Source organism: Paracoccus pantotrophus (assembly GCF_008824185.1).
GTDB lineage: Bacteria > Pseudomonadota > Alphaproteobacteria > Rhodobacterales > Rhodobacteraceae > Paracoccus > Paracoccus pantotrophus.
Genome location: NZ_CP044423.1, coordinates 951,698 through 967,276, shown reverse-complemented (window position 1 = coordinate 967,276; position 15,579 = coordinate 951,698). Strand labels below are relative to the sequence as shown.

Sequence of the window (15,579 nt, the reverse complement as noted above, 5' to 3'; positions counted from 1 at the left end):
CGCCGCGTCGGCCAAGGTTCCCGGCCGACGGCGATCAGACATCCTGTCGGGCCAGTGATTCGATCAGCGGTCGGACACCCGAAAGATCGTAGCCCGCCCGTGCCGCGGTCTGAAGCAGATCCGCTACCGGTTCCTGTCCGGCGCGGGCCAGCGCCCAGAGCACGGTCGAGCGGTTGCCGGACCGGCAATAGGCCAGCTTGGGTCCGGGCGCGGCCAGCGCCTCGGCCTGGGCCGAGATCATCTGCGGCGTGATCTGGCCGGGGGGGAAGGGGTTGAAGTGATATGCCATCCCCGCCGCCTCGGCCGCCGCGCGCATCGCCTCGTCACCCTCGTCCGGGCCGACCTCCTCGTCGGGGCGGTTGTTGATCAGCACGCGAAAGCCGGCCTCGGCCAAGGCTGGCAGATCCTCGGGGCGGATCTGGGCGGCCACGGCAAGGTCGGGGGTCAGTTGTCGCAGGTCCATGCGGAGCTCCTTGGGCTTCGGTCGGGCCGGAATGGCGGCATGCGGCGACGGTTCCTTCCGTTTTGCCGTCCTGTCAAGCGCCGCGATGCCGGATGAACCTAGCCGACCGCCGAGGTTTCCTCGACCAGCAGCGGCAGGCGAGCGAAATCGTCGAACGTGCCGCGATGCGTCATCTGCTCGACCGGAGTCTTGCGATAGCCGCGGGTGAACAGCAGGAAGGGGACGCCGGTGTTGCTGGCGCATTCCTCGTCGAATTCGCTGTCGCCGACATAGACCCCGCGCGGATTCAGGGGATCGGCGCCCAGGCCGGCGAAAGCCGCGCGCAGGGGGGCCGGATCGGGCTTGCGCTGGGGCAGGGAATCGCCGCCCACCACGGCCCCGAACAGTTGCGCGATGCCGAAATGGTCGAGGATCGCCCGCGTCGGGCCCAGGGGCTTGTTGGTGCAAAGCCCCAGCGGATAGCCGCGATCGGCCAGGATCCCCAGCGCCTCGGCGACATTGGGATAAAGCCGGGTCAGGCCGGTGGCGTCGTGATAGCGGGTCATGAACGAGGCAACCAGGTCGCGATGCGCCTCGACCGGCAGCGCGGTGGTGCCGATGACGCGCCGCCACAGCAGGTCGACGCCGCCGCCGACGAAGCCGCGAACCTGATCCAGCGTCAGGGGCGCCACGCCATGCAGGCGCAATACCGCGTTCACGCAGGCATGGATGTCGGGCACGCTGTCGATCAATGTGCCGTCAAGATCGAAAACCACGGGGCAGGGGGCAAAGCAGATGTTCATTCACGCCTTCCATTTGATCGAGCAACCCATCGAGGCCACCTGGTCGCGCGGGCCCTGCCCGGTTTCGGCGATCTGCACCATGGCCTCGTACAGCTCGCGCCGGGCATCCGGCGGGGCGGGATTGCGGCCCGAGGCGTCCAGTCGGCCACGATACTGCAACTCGCCCGCGGCATTGTAGCCGAAGAAATCCGGCGTGCATTCGGCGCCATAGGCGCGCGCGACGTCCTGGCTTTCGTCATAGAGATAAGGAAAGGTGAAGCCGTGCTTCTCGGCCTCGATCTTCATCTGCTCGGGTCCATCCTGCGGATATTCGCCGACGTCGTTGGCCGAGATCGCCACGACGCCGATGCCCAGTTGCTGCAATTCGGCGGCGTCGCGCCGAATGCGGTCGATGACGGCCTGCACATAGGGGCAATGGTTGCAGATGAACATGACCAGCGTGCCGCGCGTCCCGGCGATGTCGCGAAACGAGACCATGCGGCCATCGGGATCAGGCAGCGTGAAGTCCGGCGCCTTGGCACCGAAATCGCAAACCGGAGGACGAACGGCCATGGGCTCTCCTTGCTGGTCGAGGCCGCCTGACTCGCGGCGGCCGAAATTGCGGGGTTCACCCAGCAGACTATGATGCGGCAAGATGGAAAGAAAGTGCCTGTACCCGCCATGGCTAATAAGTCGCAGCCCGGCGCGCCTGCTTCAGGCGGAATTTTGTTTACATAATTCGGATTATCTATTTAAACGACCCAACGCGGGCGGCTTCCAGTCGCGATCACCGGAACATTGGTCGGATGAGAGCCATTTCGGCGGCTATTTTCGGCCAAACGATGGCTATTCGCGGGCTGTCTCCAAGGATATTTATTTAGAATACAGTGTGTTGCCCTAGGGCTGCGGTGCCGGCGATCAGCGCGCGGATGCGCGGCCTCTGGGCAGCCGCGGGCGGATTCTTCCTGTTGACGCAGCCCAGGCAACGCCGCTTCGTCCGCAGGTCCAGCCCGGCCATGGCGACCTGAGCATCTCGCCGGGAGACAGGTCAGCCGAAATTTCCATCCCATGCCCCGGGAAGCGCCAGCTTTCCCGCCCGGTCCCATCATGCTGCGAGGAATGCCATCCATGCCCGTCATAATCACCCTGCAAGCACAGCTTTTCATCCTAGGCATGGCGCTGCCCGGTATCAGGCGAAAGATCACGTCATCTCCTGGACCTGTGCATCGCACAGCGCGTAATGGTGTGCATCGGACCCCGTCCCGCTAACAACCGCGGCACTGTTCCAGCCAGGCAGGCCAGCCCCCTGCCCCAAGCCGATCCGGATCGAACCTCCATCCACGGCCGGGCTTTGCCAGGCCGAAACCCCGCATGTCCCGCGTCCCGTTCCTGCTTACCCGCGGCTTCGATCCCGACGAGATCGCCGCGTTTTTCCAAGACCGGTTCCTGCTGCATCTGCGCAAGCTGCGCGGCCTGGAGCCGCGGCTGGGTGACGAACCGCTGCGGATTGCCCCGAGCCGGATGCAGATGCCATGCCCAGAATAGCCGAGGCGAAGCGACGCAAGCTCTGCCGGCGTGTCAGGCGCATCCCCGACGCCAGGCGGGCGGCCAGCGGCCTCGATCGGCTGAAACCCAAGGATCGCGCGCGCCTGGGACCGCTGGCGGGCGGAAGCCGCCCTGCCGGCCTGTTGACAACCTCCGCGCTCTTCTGCGCTATGCGGCATTCGCGGCAACTGCCGGAAACCGATGCTTCGCTCTCTGACCCATGGGCTGTGGCTGGCGCCGCATCGCCCGCTGTTTCTTCTGGCCGGCCTTTGGGCGGCTCTCGTGCCATCGGTCTGGCTGATTCCGCCCGGGATCGGCGTCGATGCACCCTCCTGGCATCGCCATGAACTGCTGTTCGGCATGGGCGGTGCGGCCGTCGGGGGCTATCTGCTGACCGCATTGCCCGCATGGACCGGCCGCCCCAGGGTCGCGCCGGCCACGACCGCGGTCATGGTGGCGCTGTGGCTTGCCGGGCGGCTGGCCTTCGCCCTTGGCCCGCCTGGACCCTTCGGCCTTGTGACGGCGACGGCCTATTTCCTCGTTCTGGGCAGCCTGCTGTCATGGCGGGCCGCAAGGGCCGGGGTCTGGCGGAAGCTGCCGCTCGCGCTGGCGCCCCTGGTCCTCGGCGGCGTCGAGGCGCTGGCCATCGCCGGGCCGGGGCCCGTTGCCGCAGGCCTTGCGCAGGACATGGCGCCCCTGTTGTTCGCGCTGCTCCTCTGCCTGGTGGGTGGCCGCGCCCTTGCGGCATTCACCCGGCACTGGGCCGCGTCCTCCGGCCGGCCGCCCCCGACCGAGCCGCGCTGGCTTGCCGGCGCCGGCTTGCTGGGGTTGCTTCTGGCCATGGCGGCGCTGCTGCTGGATCGCCCGGGGCTTGCCGGGCCGCTCCTGATCGGTTCTGGCATCCTGCAACTGGCCCGCATGGTCCTGTGGCGCAGCTGGCGTGCCGGCCGCTACCCGGCGCTGCTGCTTTTGCATCTGGCCTGGCTATGGCTGCCGCTGGGCCTGGTCCTGGCGGGCCTGTCGCAGCGACCCTCGGCCGGGCTCGACATGACCACGGCGATTCACGCCATCACCATGGGCGCCATGGGCACGATGATGCTTGCGATCATGGGACGGGCGGCCATGGCGCGCAAAGCAGGCCGGCTTGCGGTATCGCGCCCGCTGGCCCTTGCCTTCGGCCTCGTCAATCTGGCCGTGCTGATGCGCCTGCTGATGTGCTGTGCCGGCGCGGACGCATGGGCGCTGCTACTGCATCTTTCAGCGGCGGGCTGGATGGCGGGATGGACGCTTTTCCTGTGGGACTTCCGGCGCGCGCTGCTGGGACCGGTGCCCAGACCGGTGCTGAGTGCGTCCCGCCGCTCCTGACCGCCCGGCTCCTGACCGTCCGGCAGCCGCGGCGGCCGATCCGCCCTGGCTCGCCGATCCGCCCTGGCTCAATGCGTCCAGGGCGCGCGGCGGTCGGGGGCGAAATTCTCGCCATAGCCGCGGGGGCGGATGTTCGGGGCGCGGGTATGGGGCTCGATCACCTCGTAATCCAGCCCATGTTCGCGCGCGTAATCCTCGGCCTGCTTGCGGGTCTCGAAGCGCAGGCGGACCTGGCTCTGGGTGTCGTCGCTGCTGGTCCAGCCCATCAGCGGGTCGATCTCGCGCGGATCGGCGGGCGGAAAGTCCAGCACCCAGTTCTTGGTGCGGGCGGTGCCGGATTGCATGGCGTTGCGGGCGGGCTTGTAGATGCGGACGCGCATGGCGGGAACCCTCTGTTCTTGCTTCCCGCCTTATCCCCGAAGCCGGCCGGGCGATCAAGATGCCCCTGGCGCGATTTCCCGCCATCGCGGCCGGATTGCCGCCCCCGCATGGCGCATATTCCCCGGCCGGGCTTGCATTGGGGCGCGAATGCGCCAGATTGACCCAGGCAGGAACAAAGGTGAAACCATGGGCCACAACAACACCAACGCCCCCGTCGCGCGCTTTCCCGAGGTGAGCCGGCCCAAGCTGGAAGGCGGCCGGCGCTTCGTCATGCATTCCGAGTTCCAGCCCGCCGGCGACCAGCCCACCGCCATCGCCGAACTGGCAAAAGGCATCCAGGAGGGCGAGCGCGACCAGGTGCTGCTGGGCGCCACCGGCACCGGCAAGACCTTCACCATGGCCAAGGTGATCGAGGCGACCCAGCGACCCGCCATCATCCTGGCCCCGAACAAAACGCTGGCTGCGCAATTATACGGCGAGTTCAAGGGCTTCTTCCCCGAAAACGCCGTGGAATATTTCGTCAGCTATTACGACTACTACCAGCCCGAAGCCTATGTCCCGCGCAGCGATACCTATATCGAGAAGGAATCGCAGATCAACGAGGCCATCGACCGGATGCGCCATTCGGCCACCCGCGCCCTGCTGGAGCGCGACGACGTCATCATCGTCGCCTCGGTCAGCTGCATCTACGGCATCGGCTCGGTCGAGACCTATTCGGCGATGACCCAGGACATGGTGGTCGGCGAAAGCTACGACCAGCGCGCGTTCCTGGCCGAACTGGTGGCGCAGCAATACCGGCGCCTCGACGCCGCCTTCCAGCGCGGCGGCTTCCGGGTGCGCGGCGATGTGATCGAGGTCTGGCCGGCCCACCTGGAAGACCGGGCCTGGCGCTTCGACTTCTTCGGCAACGAGCTTGAATCAATTACCGAATTCGATCCGCTGACCGGCGCCAGGACCGACAGTTTCAAGCAGATCCGCATCTATGCCAACAGCCATTACGTCACCCCTCGCCCGACCTTGCAACAGGCCATCAAAGGGATACGCGCCGAACTTCAGGTGCGGTTGAAGCAATTGACCGATGAGGGCAAGCTGCTGGAGGCGCAGCGGCTTGAGCAACGCACGAACTTCGACCTGGAAATGCTTGAAGCGACTGGTGTTTGCAACGGGATCGAGAACTATTCCCGCTATCTGACCGGCCGCGCGCCGGGCGAGCCGCCGCCGACGCTGTTCGAGTTCATCCCGGATAATGCCATCGTCTTTGCCGACGAATCCCATGTCTCGGTGCCGCAGATCGGCGGCATGTATCGTGGCGACTTCCGGCGCAAGTTCACCCTGGCCGAGCATGGCTTCCGCCTGCCCAGCTGCATGGACAACCGGCCGCTGAAATTCGAGGAATGGGACGCCATGCGCCCGCAATCGGTCTTTGTCAGCGCCACCCCCGCGCAATGGGAACTGGACCAGACCGGCGGCGTCTTTACCGAGCAGGTGATCCGCCCCACCGGCCTGCTGGACCCGCAGGTCGAGATCCGCCCGGTCGAGATGCAGGTGGACGACCTTCTGGACGAGGTGCGCAAGGTCGCGGCGCAGGGCTATCGCACCTTGGTCACGACCCTGACCAAGCGCATGGCCGAGGATCTGACCGAATATCTGCACGAACAGGGCATCCGCGTGCGCTACATGCACAGCGATATCGACACCATCGAGCGCATCGAGATCCTGCGCGACCTGCGGCTGGGGGCCTTTGACGTGCTGGTCGGCATCAACCTCTTGCGCGAGGGGCTGGACATCCCGGAATGCGGGCTGGTGGCGATCCTGGATGCCGACAAGGAGGGCTTCCTGCGCTCGGAAACCTCACTGATCCAGACCATCGGCCGGGCGGCGCGCAATGCCGACGGCCGGGTCATCATGTATGCCGACCGCATCACCGGCAGCATGGAACGCGCCATGGCCGAGACCGAGCGCCGGCGCCAGAAGCAGATCGCCTATAACGAGGCGCATGGGATCACGCCGCAAACCGTGCGCAAGAATGTCGAGGACGTGCTGGCCGGGCTGTGGCAGGGCGATACCGATCAGGCGCGCATCACGACGCGGATCGAGAAGCCGCTGGTCGGCGCCAATCTGGCGGCGCATCTGGACGCGCTGCGGGCGCAGATGCGCAAGGCGGCCGAGAACCTGGAATTCGAGGAAGCCGCGCGGCTGCGCGACGAGGTCAAGCGGCTGGAGGCGGTGGAACTGGCCGTGGCCGACGACCCGCTGGCCCGGCAATCCGCCATCGAGGAGGCGGCCGAGGCGGCGGTCAAATCCTCGGGACGCTCGACCGCCGGGCGGGCCGGGCAGCGCGGCGGCAACAAGCGGTCGCGGCGGCGCAGCTGACGCGCGGCAACGGGGCTTGGCAGGGGTGCCGCGCCCCCGGCGTCCGGGTCAGCTGCAACTGACCGAAAGCAGCTTGCCCCGGCTGTCCACGATGAAGGTCAGCCGGTCCTGGATCATCTCCATGGTCATCGGCCGGTCTTCGCGGGCAATGCGATACATCTGCCCTTCGGGCACCGAGATGGTGGGCGAGGTCTGGCCGATCAGGTGGCTGTAACGCGCCGCTCCGCAGGGATCGACCGAGACGGTTTCGGGTTCCGGGGGCGGCGGCGCCTCGGGCGTGCAGGCGGCCAGCGCAAGGGGAGTTGCCAGAACGGCAAGGGAAAGCGGGAGTTTCATCTTGACCTCATGAGTCTGGACTTGCTGCCGACCTAACCCCTGGAATGGCGGTTGGTTTCCCCGACCCCGGCGGATCGGCGGATTTCCGCGAATCGCGGTTCAGCGCAGGGTGGCCAGCACCTCCTCGGCCAGGGCATCGACCTCGGCGCGGGCGGTGGCGTGGCGCGCGGTCTCGCCCGCGCCCAGCCCCTGCCCCAACGCCTCGGCATAGGCGACGCGGTTGGCAAGCTGCGCCGCCGCCACCTCGGCCCCCAGCGCGGCGGCGCCCTCGGCCACCTCTCCGGTCAGGCGCGCATGCGAGCGGGTGCGGTTCAGCACGATCAGCGTGTCGCATTTCTCGCGCCGGGCCAGGTCCAGCACGCCCTCGGTCGCCCAAAGGTCGACATGGCTGGTCGCCACTGGGACCAGCACCAGGTCGGCCACCCGCAACGCCGGGCGCAGGTCGCTGTCGATCTTGGGCGGCGTGTCGATGATGACGAAATCGAAGCGTTTCTTCAGCTTGTCGGATTCGTAGCTGGCGCCCCAGGCCGAGGAGGTGGTGAATTCCAGCGCCTCGTCCTCGCCCCGCCGCTCCAGCCGTTCCAGGAACCAGCGCCCCATGCTGCCCTGCGGATCGGTGTCCAGCAGCGCGACCGAATGGCCGCGCCCGCGCAGGGCCACCGCCAGGTTGACCGCGATGGTGGTTTTGCCCGAGCCGCCCTTCTGCTGGGCAATCGTGATGATGCGTCCCGCCATGAGCCCCTCCGTTCCGGCAATCGCCCGCCTGTTTCCTGCCAGACTAGGGGCTAAGCTTGCGCAATGCACGGCTTTTCGCAGCCGCAGCATCGGCTTTCCGCATCAGGTCTTCCAGGTATCGACCACCTCGTACATCACCGGCTCGAAATGGCGGCACATGCCATGGATGGCGCGGTTGCGCTGGCGCATCTCGGGGTGGCGCAGCATGGCCTGGTAGTCGCGCCGGTCGCGCCATTGCGAATAGGTGCAGATCCGGGTCTGGGCATCGTTCAGGTGGATCGCGCCCGAGACATAGCCGGGCTGGTGCCGGATCACCTGGTCATAGGCGTCGTTCAGCGCGTCCAGCACGTCATGCGCGGTGCCGGGCGTCACCTCGAAGGTGCAGATCACGGTCTGGCCGGAGAATTCCTTGTCGATGCGGGTCATGGTGCTTGGCTCCCTGCTTGGCTGGCTCTGGGCCCAGCTTACGGCGAAGCGGGCAAGGTTGCAGCGGTTTTCCGTCCGCGCCATGGTGGCGGCGCGCAATGCGAAAGGACATGAGCATGATTCCGGTCTTCGACGGTCACAACGATTTCTTGCAGCGCATGGTGGCTGCGGGACCGGGCCGCGACCGGCTCTGGCTGGAGGGCGACGGCAGCGGCCATCTGGACCTGCCGCGGATGAAGGCGGGCGGGTTTGCCGGCGGTTTCTTCGCGATCTGGACGCCCTCGCCGCCCGGCCCGGACGATGCGCTGGCGGCGATGCTCAAGAAGAACCCGCCCTTCGCCCTGCCCCTGCCGCCCGAAGTCCTGCCTGCCCAGGCCCTGCCCCATGCGCTGGCCCAGGCCGGGCAGCTGATGGCGATGGAGCGCACCGGCACGCTGGCGATCTGCCGGACCGCGGCCGAGATCCGCGCGGCCATGGCCCGGGGCCGCATCGCCGCCATCCTGCATATCGAGGGTGCCGAGCCGATCCCGGACCTGGATGCGCTGCATGTCTGGCATGCGATGGGGCTGCGCTCGCTGGGGCCGGTCTGGTCGCGGCCGACGCGCTACGGCCATGGCGTGCCCTTCGCCTTTCCCTCATCGCCCGATACCGGGCCGGGGCTGACGGATGCGGGCAAGGATCTGGTGCGCGCATGCAACCGGCTGCGCATCATGCTGGACCTGTCGCATCTGAACGAAAAGGGTTTCGACGACGTGGCGCGGCTCTCGGATGCGCCGCTGGTCGCCAGCCACAGCTGCGCCCATGCCGTCGCGCCCAGTTCGCGCAACCTGACCGACCGGCAATTGCGGGTCATCGCCGAATCGCGGGGCCTCGTCGGGCTGAACTTCGCCGTGGGCTTCCTGCATCCCGAAGGCCGGCGCGACCCGATGCACGGGTTCGAGGTCATGCTGCGCCACCTGGATCACCTGCTTGCGTTCCTGGGCGAGGACGGGGTGGCGCTGGGTTCCGATTTCGACGGCGCCGACATGCCCGAGGATCTGGCCGATGCCGCGGCCCTGCCGAACCTGGTGCAGGCGATGCTGGCGCATGGCTATGGCCGCGACCTGGTCGAGAAGATCGCCTGGCGGAACTGGCTGGACCTGCTGGAGCGGAGCTGGGGCGGCTGAATGCACCCCCGACTGCCGGGGGGCACCGGCGGGGCGCGGGGGCGGCGATCCGCAACCGGACCACTCGGCAAAGACGCACAAGGATCGCCGCCCCCATGCGCGGGGAAATGCCACGGCCGCTTTGCACGGTAAAGTTGTCTATTCAGAGAAGATTCCCGCTATGGGAGAATCCCCGCCCCTCAGCCTCCGGTAACGGCCGGCGTGACCTCCAGCGCCTCGGCCAGCGCGCGGAACCGCGCCTCGGCCACCTCGCCCATCAGCGCGCGCCCGGTCCGGGTCAGCTTCAGCTCCAGGAGCTTCTTCTTGCGCTGCAATTTCAGCGTCCCCGCCTCGGCCGGATCCTTGACCGAGAACATGGCGCCGAAGCGCATCGCCTTGCCCAGCACCTCGGCCTCGCGGATCTCCTTGTCCGACAGCAGCGCGAATAGCGGCGCCATGGGCGAATTGGCGCGGCTGTTCTTGTAGCGATGCAGCAGCGACAGGCCCAGGAAGACCCGCTCGGGATGCGACAGCGCCGCCATGTTGGCCCGCGTCACATTGTCGAAACAGGCGTCGGCGCGATAATCGGGATGGGTGCGCCATGTGGTGTCGTGCAGAAGGCAGGCCGCCCGGACCAGCCGGTCGCGCTCGGCCGGCAGGTTGCCGAACAGCGGCTCGAGGAACTGGTAGAGCTTCTTGCCGAAGCCCGGCATCCGCGCCATCTGCCGCTCGGCAAAGCGCGCCGCCTCGATCAGCGGATCGCGCGAGCGCAACCCGGCCGGCATCTGTTCGTAAAGCAGCCCTTCGCGGATGCCGTATGAGGACACGGCCAGCGATTTCGGCTTGAAGCTCTGCACCAGCTGGCGCAGCACCTGGCTGGCCAGCGGCACCAGCTCCATCCGGCTTTGCGAGATGCCGGTCATCGCCCGCATGTCCGCCACGCTCCGGTCGCCGATCCATTTCACCGTGTCGGCGACGGCCTGGGGCGACATGCGATATTCGTGCAGCACGGTCATCGGGTATTTCGCCCGCTCCATGTCCAGCCGCGCGATGGCCCGCCAGGAACCGCCGACCAGGTAGATCTGCTCATGCCCGCGGCCCAGCCGCTCGGCCGCCGTCTCGATGGTCTCGCGGATATGGTCGCGCAGCCCCGAGGCGCCGCCCTTGACCTGTTGCAGCCGGAACGGACCCAGGGGCGTCGAGATGCGGCGGCCGACCTTGCCGTTCTCGACCTCGGCCAGTTCCATCGAGTTGCCGCCGATGTCGCAGACCAGCCCCTTGGCATCCGGCCAGCCCAGCAGAACGCCCTGGGCGGAAAGCCGCGCCTCTTCCTCGCCGTCGATGACCCAGAGCTTCAGCCCGGTCTCCTTCTCGACCGCCTTGTGGAAGGCGGGGCCGTCCTCGGCCTCGCGCACGGCGGCGGTGGCGACGCAGGTCAGCGGCTTGATCCCCATGCTGTCGGCCAGGACCGCAAAGCGGCGCAGGGCTGCCATGCCGCGCCGCACGCCTTCGGGGTTCAGCCGCCCGGTGGTGGCCAGGCCCGAGCCCAGCCCGGCCATGACCTTTTCGTTGTAGAAATAGGCCGGCGAGCGCGCCGCCCCGTCGAAGACCACCATGCGGATCGAGTTCGAGCCGACATCGACCACGCCCACCCGGCTCAGCGCCCGTTCCGAGGCGCGTTCGAACAGCGAGCGTCCGAAGGGTTCGATGGTTTCTCCGCTTGCGGTCAGGATGCCGTTCATCGGGTTCCTCTCGATTCCGTTACCACGCCGGGCGCGCGCCTTGGATGGGGCAATTGGCCCCTTCGCGTCAATCCGTCGAGTGCATCAAAGCCGGAACGTCACGGGCACCCGCACTGCCGCGTCCCGACAATGAAGGGTTTTCCATGAAGAACTTGTGACAGGAAAACAGGTCGTCGCGCCCCGCCGGCAGATAGCGCAGATAGCGCCCGTCGGGCTGCAGAAGCCAGCTTTGCGCCTCGTCGGCCATGTTGGCGGCCATGACCTGGCTGGTGATCTGGGCCTTCACCGTCTCGTTGAAGCATTCCACCAGCGCCTCGACCCGGCGGTTGAGGTTGCGCCCCATCCAGTCGGCCGAGCTGATGAAGACCCGCGCGCGCTTGGACGGCAGGCCGAAGCCGTTGCCGAAGCAGACGATGCGGGAATGTTCCAGGAAGCGGCCGACGATGGATTTCACCCGGATGTTGTCCGAAAGGCCCGCGATGCCGGGACGCAGCCCGCAGATGCCGCGGATCACCAGGTTGATCCGAACCCCGGCTTGGCTTGCGGCGTAAAGCGCCTCGATCACGTCCTTGTCGATCAGGCTGTTCATCTTGGCCCAGATCTCGGCCGGGCGGCCGCGGCGGGCGAAATCGGCCTCGCGCGCGATCAGCTCCAGCAGCCGCTCCTTGAGGTCGATGGGCGAGATGGCGATGTTTTCCAGCCCCTCGGGCTGGACATAGCCGGACAGGAAATTGAACACCTTGGAGGCGTCCCGCCCCAGCGCCGGGTCGCAGGTGAACAGCGACAGGTCGGTATAGATCCGCGCGGTGATCGGGTGATAGTTTCCGGTGCCGAAATGGGTATAGGTCACCAGCTGGTCGCCTTCGCGCCGCACCACGGCGCTGATCTTGGCATGGGTCTTGTATTGCATGAAGCCATAGACCACATGCGCGCCCGAGCGTTCCAGCCGCCGCGACTGGCGGATGTTGGCGGCCTCGTCGAAACGTGCCTTCAGCTCGACCAGCGCCGTCACCGACTTGCCCGATTCGGCCGCCTCGCAGAGCGCGTCGACGATGGGGCTGTCGCGCGAGGTGCGGTAAAGCGTCTGCTTGATCGCCAGCACGTTCGGGTCGCGCGCCGCCTGCGCCAGGAAGCGCACCACCATGTCGAAGGTCTCGTAGGGGTGGTGCAGCAGCATGTCCTTTTGCCGGATCGCCGCGAACATGTCGCCATGGTGGTCCTGCACCCGTTCCGGCACGCGCGGGGTGAAGCTGGGCCATTGCAGGTCGCGGCGGCTGTCCAGAACCAGTTCGCGCAGGTCGGCCATGCCCAGAAGGCCCTCGACCTCAACCACCTCCTCGGGATCGACGTTCAGTTCCTGCATGATGACCCGGCGCAGCCGGTCGGGCGCGCCCGCGGTGATCTTCAGCCGGATGACCGAGCCGCGGCGGCGGCGCTTCAGCGCCGTCTCGAATTCGCGCACCAGGTCCTCGGCCTCCTCCTCGACCTCCAGGTCGCTGTCGCGCAGCACGCGGAAGGCGCAATGGCCGATGTCGCGATAGCCGGGGAACAGGCTGGGCAGATGCATCAGCAGCAGGTCTTCCAGCCGCAGGAAGCGCTTGCCGCCCGGCAGCGGGATGAAGCGGGCGATCTGCTGGGGAATGGGCACCAGCGCCTGCATCTGCCGCCCGTCGCTTTCCCGTGCCAGTTCCAGCGCCAGCGAAAAGCCGGTGTTCGGGATGAAGGGAAAGGGATGCGCCGGGTCGATGGCCAGGGGCGAGACCACCGGAAAGACCTGGTCCATGAAATGCCGGCGCAGGAACTCCTCCTCGGCGCGGGTCACGCGGCCGCGCGACAGGATGGCGATGTCGGCCTGTTCCATCTCGCGGCGCAGGCCGTTCCAGACCGCCTGCTGCGCGCCCATCAGCCGGCGCGCATCGGCATTGACCAGGGCCAGCTGCTCGGCCGCGGTCAGCCCGTCGTCGGACAGGGTGGTGTTGCCCTCGCGCACCAACTCGCGCAGCCCGGCCACGCGCACGGTGTAGAACTCGTCGAGATTGGTGGCCGAGATCGACAGGAAGCGCAGCCGTTCGAGCAGCGGCACGCGCGGATTGCGCGCCTCGTCCAGCACGCGCCAGTTGAAGGCGAGCCAGCTGATCTCGCGGTTGAAGAAGCGCGCGGGCCCTTCGGGCGGGCCGTCGGGCAGGTCGCGCGGGGCGGGAAAGGGAGATTTCAGGAAATCGGCCTGGGTCATGTCACGGAACTTGGGGAAAACGCGGGGCGATCATGCGTCGGCAGGGGTGAGCTTGTCCAGAAGCTCGGCCGCCAGCCGCCGGGTGATGGCGCGGCGGTCGGCCAGCGATTCGCGGTCGATGGCCGCGACCAGGCGGCGGGCCAGGTCAAGGTCGCGCTCCATGCGCAGCGCCAGCCAGTCCACCACCTCGGGCGCGACCTGGATCTGGCGGTCGGCGAACAGCTTGACCAGCACCGCCGGCAGCAGCGCGTCGTCGGGCGGGCCCAGGATCGCCTGCGCCGCCGTCTCGAGCCGCGAGCGCAGGTCGGGCAGCGCCACGCCCCAGTCGCGCGGCGGTGCCTGCGCGGTGATCAGCAGCAGCGCCTGCCGTGCCCCGGCCAGGTTCCACAGGTGGAACAGGCCCTGCTCGGCCGTGGCATTGCCGCCGATCTCATGCGCGTCCTCGACGACCAGCGCGGCGCCGGGGCGGACCAGTTCGTCCACGCTGTCGGGAGCCAGGGTCCAGCCATGGCTGACATGCGCGCCATGCTCGGCCGCCCAGAAGCCGACCAGATGCGACTTGCCCGATCCCGGCCCGCCGATCAGCAGCAGCCGCCTCTGCGGCCAGCGGCCCGGCACGTCCAGCATGGCCAGCGCGTCGCGATTGGCCGCGGTGATCAGGAAATCGTCGCGAGACGAGGCCGGCGGCATCGTCAGGTCCAGGGTCAATTGTCTGGCCACCGCTCAGTCGTCCTTGCCGCGCAGGCTGTCGCGCGCCTCGGTCCAAAGCTCGGAGGGCGAAGGCGGGCCCTCGGCATCGGGGATCTCGCCGGCCTGCTGGCGGTGCTGGTGTTTCTCCAGCAGATGCGCCAGGTGCTCCTCGCGATGGATCTGCGCCACCGCCACGTCGCGCGACATCTGCGCCAGTTGGCGCGCCCGCTCGGTCGTGCCGCGCGGCACCAGCTCGACCATGGTCGGCGGCGCCGGCGGCGAGGGCACTTCGCGCCCGGTATAGAGCGCGCTTTCCTTGTAGCGGGCGACGCCGAAGCGGACCAGCACCGCCAGCGCCGCCGCCGCCGGCACCGCGATGAGCAGGCCGACGAAGCCGAACAGCGTGCCGAAGACCGTCAGGGCCAGCATCAACCAGACCGGGTGCAGCCCGACATGGCCGCCGACGATCTTGGGTTGCAGGTAGTTGCCCTCGACGATCTGGCCCAGGACGAAGACCGCGATGACCGCGCCGATCCAGACCGGCTCGCCCCAGAAGGAAAACAGCGCCACGCCGATGGCGGTGGCGCCGCCGACCAGCACGCCGACATAGGGAATGAAGGACAGCGAGGCGGCGATGACCCCGATGGCGATGCCGAAGGGCAGGCCGATCAGGCCCAGGCAGACCGAATAGAAGGTGCCCAGGATCAGGATCACCATGCCCTGCCCGCGCACGAAGCCCGACAGCGCCGCGTCGATCTCGTGTCCCAGGTGGCGGATGGTGCCGGCATGCTGGCGCGGCAGAAGCTCGTCCAGCCGGTCCACCATGTTGTCCCAGTCGAGCAGCAGGTAGAAGGCGACGACCGGCACGATCACGATCAGCATGACCATGCTGACCACGCCCATGACCGAGCCCAGCACGGTGCTGACCAGCTGCCCGCCCCGCTCGCTGATCTGCTGGCCCATGTTGGACAATGCGCTGTTGACCGGGCTGCCCTCGGTGAAGATCTCGGGGAACCGGGTCATCAGGAACAGCTGGAGGCGCTGGAACATCTCGGGCGCGGTCTCGATCAGCGCCGTGGTCTGGCGCACCAGCACCGGCACCAGCAGCAGAAACAGCGCCACCACGAGCAGCAGGCCGCAAAGCGTGAGGATGACGACCGCGGCGGTGCGCGACAGGCCCAGCCGCTCGAGCCGGTCGGCCAGCGGGTCGAAGAGATAGGCCACGGCCGCGCCCATGATGAAAGGCATGACGGCATTGCCCACCCCCCAGAGCGCCAGCAGCAGAACGACCAGCGCGCCGCCCCAATAGAGGATCTGTTTCTGCACCGGCAATTGCATGGGTCTTGTCGCTCCCGTCCCCGCGTTTGCGTTCCTATGTGGACGG

At 67.8% G+C, this 15,579-nt stretch carries 15 protein-coding genes; 4 read left to right on the top strand and 11 right to left on the bottom strand.

Annotated elements, in window-relative coordinates:
• Positions 1-34: 34 nt before the first annotated feature.
• From ESD82_RS04655 to ESD82_RS04645, 3 genes are all read right to left on the bottom strand, one after another.
• Entirely contained in the window at positions 35-463 is a 429-nt protein-coding gene (locus tag ESD82_RS04655; RefSeq protein ID WP_147428884.1) for a TIGR01244 family sulfur transferase, read from the bottom strand.
• A 98-nt stretch (positions 464-561) separates the two neighbouring features.
• A complete protein-coding gene (gph, locus tag ESD82_RS04650) occupies positions 562-1,245 on the bottom strand; it encodes a phosphoglycolate phosphatase (protein WP_024844749.1) in 684 nt (227 codons plus the stop codon).
• A complete protein-coding gene (locus ESD82_RS04645) occupies positions 1,246-1,797 on the bottom strand; it encodes a thioredoxin family protein (RefSeq protein WP_147428885.1) in 552 nt (183 codons plus the stop codon).
• Between the two features lie 798 nt (positions 1,798-2,595).
• Here ESD82_RS04645 and ESD82_RS21715 point away from each other — a divergent pair.
• A complete protein-coding gene (locus ESD82_RS21715; RefSeq protein WP_167521693.1) occupies positions 2,596-2,769 on the top strand; it encodes a hypothetical protein in 174 nt (57 codons plus the stop codon).
• Between the two features lie 201 nt (positions 2,770-2,970).
• Positions 2,971-4,134: an NnrS family protein gene (locus ESD82_RS04640; RefSeq protein ID WP_147428886.1), complete on the top strand. Its 1,164-nt coding sequence runs from the start codon at positions 2,971-2,973 to the stop codon at positions 4,132-4,134.
• 68 nt (positions 4,135-4,202) lie between these two features.
• Here ESD82_RS04640 and ESD82_RS04635 read toward each other — a convergent pair whose 3' ends face one another.
• Positions 4,203-4,514 carry an ETC complex I subunit gene (locus ESD82_RS04635; protein WP_024844693.1) on the bottom strand — a complete coding sequence of 104 codons (312 nt, stop codon included), beginning with the start codon at positions 4,512-4,514 and terminating at the stop codon, positions 4,203-4,205.
• A 187-nt stretch (positions 4,515-4,701) separates the two neighbouring features.
• Here ESD82_RS04635 and uvrB point away from each other — a divergent pair, with 187 nt between their 5' ends.
• A complete protein-coding gene (gene uvrB / locus ESD82_RS04630; RefSeq protein ID WP_024844694.1) occupies positions 4,702-6,888 on the top strand; it encodes an excinuclease ABC subunit UvrB in 2,187 nt (728 codons plus the stop codon).
• Positions 6,889-6,936: 48 nt separating this feature from the next.
• Here uvrB and ESD82_RS04625 read toward each other — a convergent pair whose 3' ends face one another.
• The 3 genes from ESD82_RS04625 to ESD82_RS04615 all read right to left on the bottom strand — a co-directional run bounded on the left by ESD82_RS04625 (position 6,937) and on the right by ESD82_RS04615 (position 8,385).
• Positions 6,937-7,224 (bottom strand): hypothetical protein, encoded by a 288-nt coding sequence (locus ESD82_RS04625; protein ID WP_024844695.1) that lies wholly within the window; start codon positions 7,222-7,224, stop codon positions 6,937-6,939.
• A 99-nt stretch (positions 7,225-7,323) separates the two neighbouring features.
• Positions 7,324-7,959 carry a ParA family partition ATPase gene (gene parA / locus ESD82_RS04620; protein WP_024844696.1) on the bottom strand — a complete coding sequence of 212 codons (636 nt, stop codon included), beginning with the start codon at positions 7,957-7,959 and terminating at the stop codon, positions 7,324-7,326.
• Between the two features lie 102 nt (positions 7,960-8,061).
• Positions 8,062-8,385 (bottom strand): antibiotic biosynthesis monooxygenase family protein, encoded by a 324-nt coding sequence (locus ESD82_RS04615; protein WP_147428887.1) that lies wholly within the window; start codon positions 8,383-8,385, stop codon positions 8,062-8,064.
• Positions 8,386-8,501: 116 nt separating this feature from the next.
• On the opposite strand from ESD82_RS04615, the gene ESD82_RS04610 reads away from it, so the two are divergent.
• Positions 8,502-9,551, top strand: coding sequence for a dipeptidase (locus ESD82_RS04610; RefSeq protein WP_028709943.1), 1,050 nt, complete (start codon positions 8,502-8,504; stop codon positions 9,549-9,551).
• A gap of 179 nt (positions 9,552-9,730) precedes the next feature.
• Here ESD82_RS04610 and ppx read toward each other — a convergent pair whose 3' ends face one another.
• From ppx to ESD82_RS04590, 4 genes are all read right to left on the bottom strand, one after another.
• Complete coding sequence (gene ppx / locus ESD82_RS04605; RefSeq protein WP_024844699.1) at positions 9,731-11,272, bottom strand: exopolyphosphatase; 1,542 nt, start codon at positions 11,270-11,272, stop codon at positions 9,731-9,733.
• A 67-nt stretch (positions 11,273-11,339) separates the two neighbouring features.
• Positions 11,340-13,505 carry an RNA degradosome polyphosphate kinase gene (locus tag ESD82_RS04600; RefSeq protein WP_147428888.1) on the bottom strand — a complete coding sequence of 722 codons (2,166 nt, stop codon included), beginning with the start codon at positions 13,503-13,505 and terminating at the stop codon, positions 11,340-11,342.
• A gap of 30 nt (positions 13,506-13,535) precedes the next feature.
• Positions 13,536-14,225, bottom strand: coding sequence for a P-loop NTPase family protein (locus ESD82_RS04595; protein ID WP_147428889.1), 690 nt, complete (start codon positions 14,223-14,225; stop codon positions 13,536-13,538).
• Between the two features lie 3 nt (positions 14,226-14,228).
• On the bottom strand, positions 14,229-15,521 hold the full coding sequence (locus tag ESD82_RS04590) for an AI-2E family transporter (RefSeq protein WP_244314453.1): 1,293 nt from the start codon (positions 15,519-15,521) through the stop codon (positions 14,229-14,231).
• Between the last annotated feature and the right edge of the window lie 58 nt (positions 15,522-15,579).

Bases quoted from the DNA above. Each gene is read 5' to 3' on its own strand.
- ESD82_RS04655 (WP_147428884.1), bottom strand. From the start codon at position 463: ATGGACCTGCGACAACTGACCCCCGACCTTGCCGTGGCCGCCCAGATC.
- gph (WP_024844749.1), bottom strand. From the start codon at position 1,245: ATGAACATCTGCTTTGCCCCCTGCCCCGTGGTTTTCGATCTTGACGGC.
- ESD82_RS04645 (WP_147428885.1), bottom strand. From the start codon at position 1,797: ATGGCCGTTCGTCCTCCGGTTTGCGATTTCGGTGCCAAGGCGCCGGAC.
- ESD82_RS21715 (WP_167521693.1), top strand. From the start codon at position 2,596: ATGTCCCGCGTCCCGTTCCTGCTTACCCGCGGCTTCGATCCCGACGAG.
- ESD82_RS04640 (WP_147428886.1), top strand. From the start codon at position 2,971: ATGCTTCGCTCTCTGACCCATGGGCTGTGGCTGGCGCCGCATCGCCCG.
- ESD82_RS04635 (WP_024844693.1), bottom strand. From the start codon at position 4,514: ATGCGCGTCCGCATCTACAAGCCCGCCCGCAACGCCATGCAATCCGGC.
- uvrB (WP_024844694.1), top strand. From the start codon at position 4,702: ATGGGCCACAACAACACCAACGCCCCCGTCGCGCGCTTTCCCGAGGTG.
- ESD82_RS04625 (WP_024844695.1), bottom strand. From the start codon at position 7,224: ATGAAACTCCCGCTTTCCCTTGCCGTTCTGGCAACTCCCCTTGCGCTG.
- parA (WP_024844696.1), bottom strand. From the start codon at position 7,959: ATGGCGGGACGCATCATCACGATTGCCCAGCAGAAGGGCGGCTCGGGC.
- ESD82_RS04615 (WP_147428887.1), bottom strand. From the start codon at position 8,385: ATGACCCGCATCGACAAGGAATTCTCCGGCCAGACCGTGATCTGCACC.
- ESD82_RS04610 (WP_028709943.1), top strand. From the start codon at position 8,502: ATGATTCCGGTCTTCGACGGTCACAACGATTTCTTGCAGCGCATGGTG.
- ppx (WP_024844699.1), bottom strand. From the start codon at position 11,272: ATGAACGGCATCCTGACCGCAAGCGGAGAAACCATCGAACCCTTCGGA.
- ESD82_RS04600 (WP_147428888.1), bottom strand. From the start codon at position 13,505: ATGACCCAGGCCGATTTCCTGAAATCTCCCTTTCCCGCCCCGCGCGAC.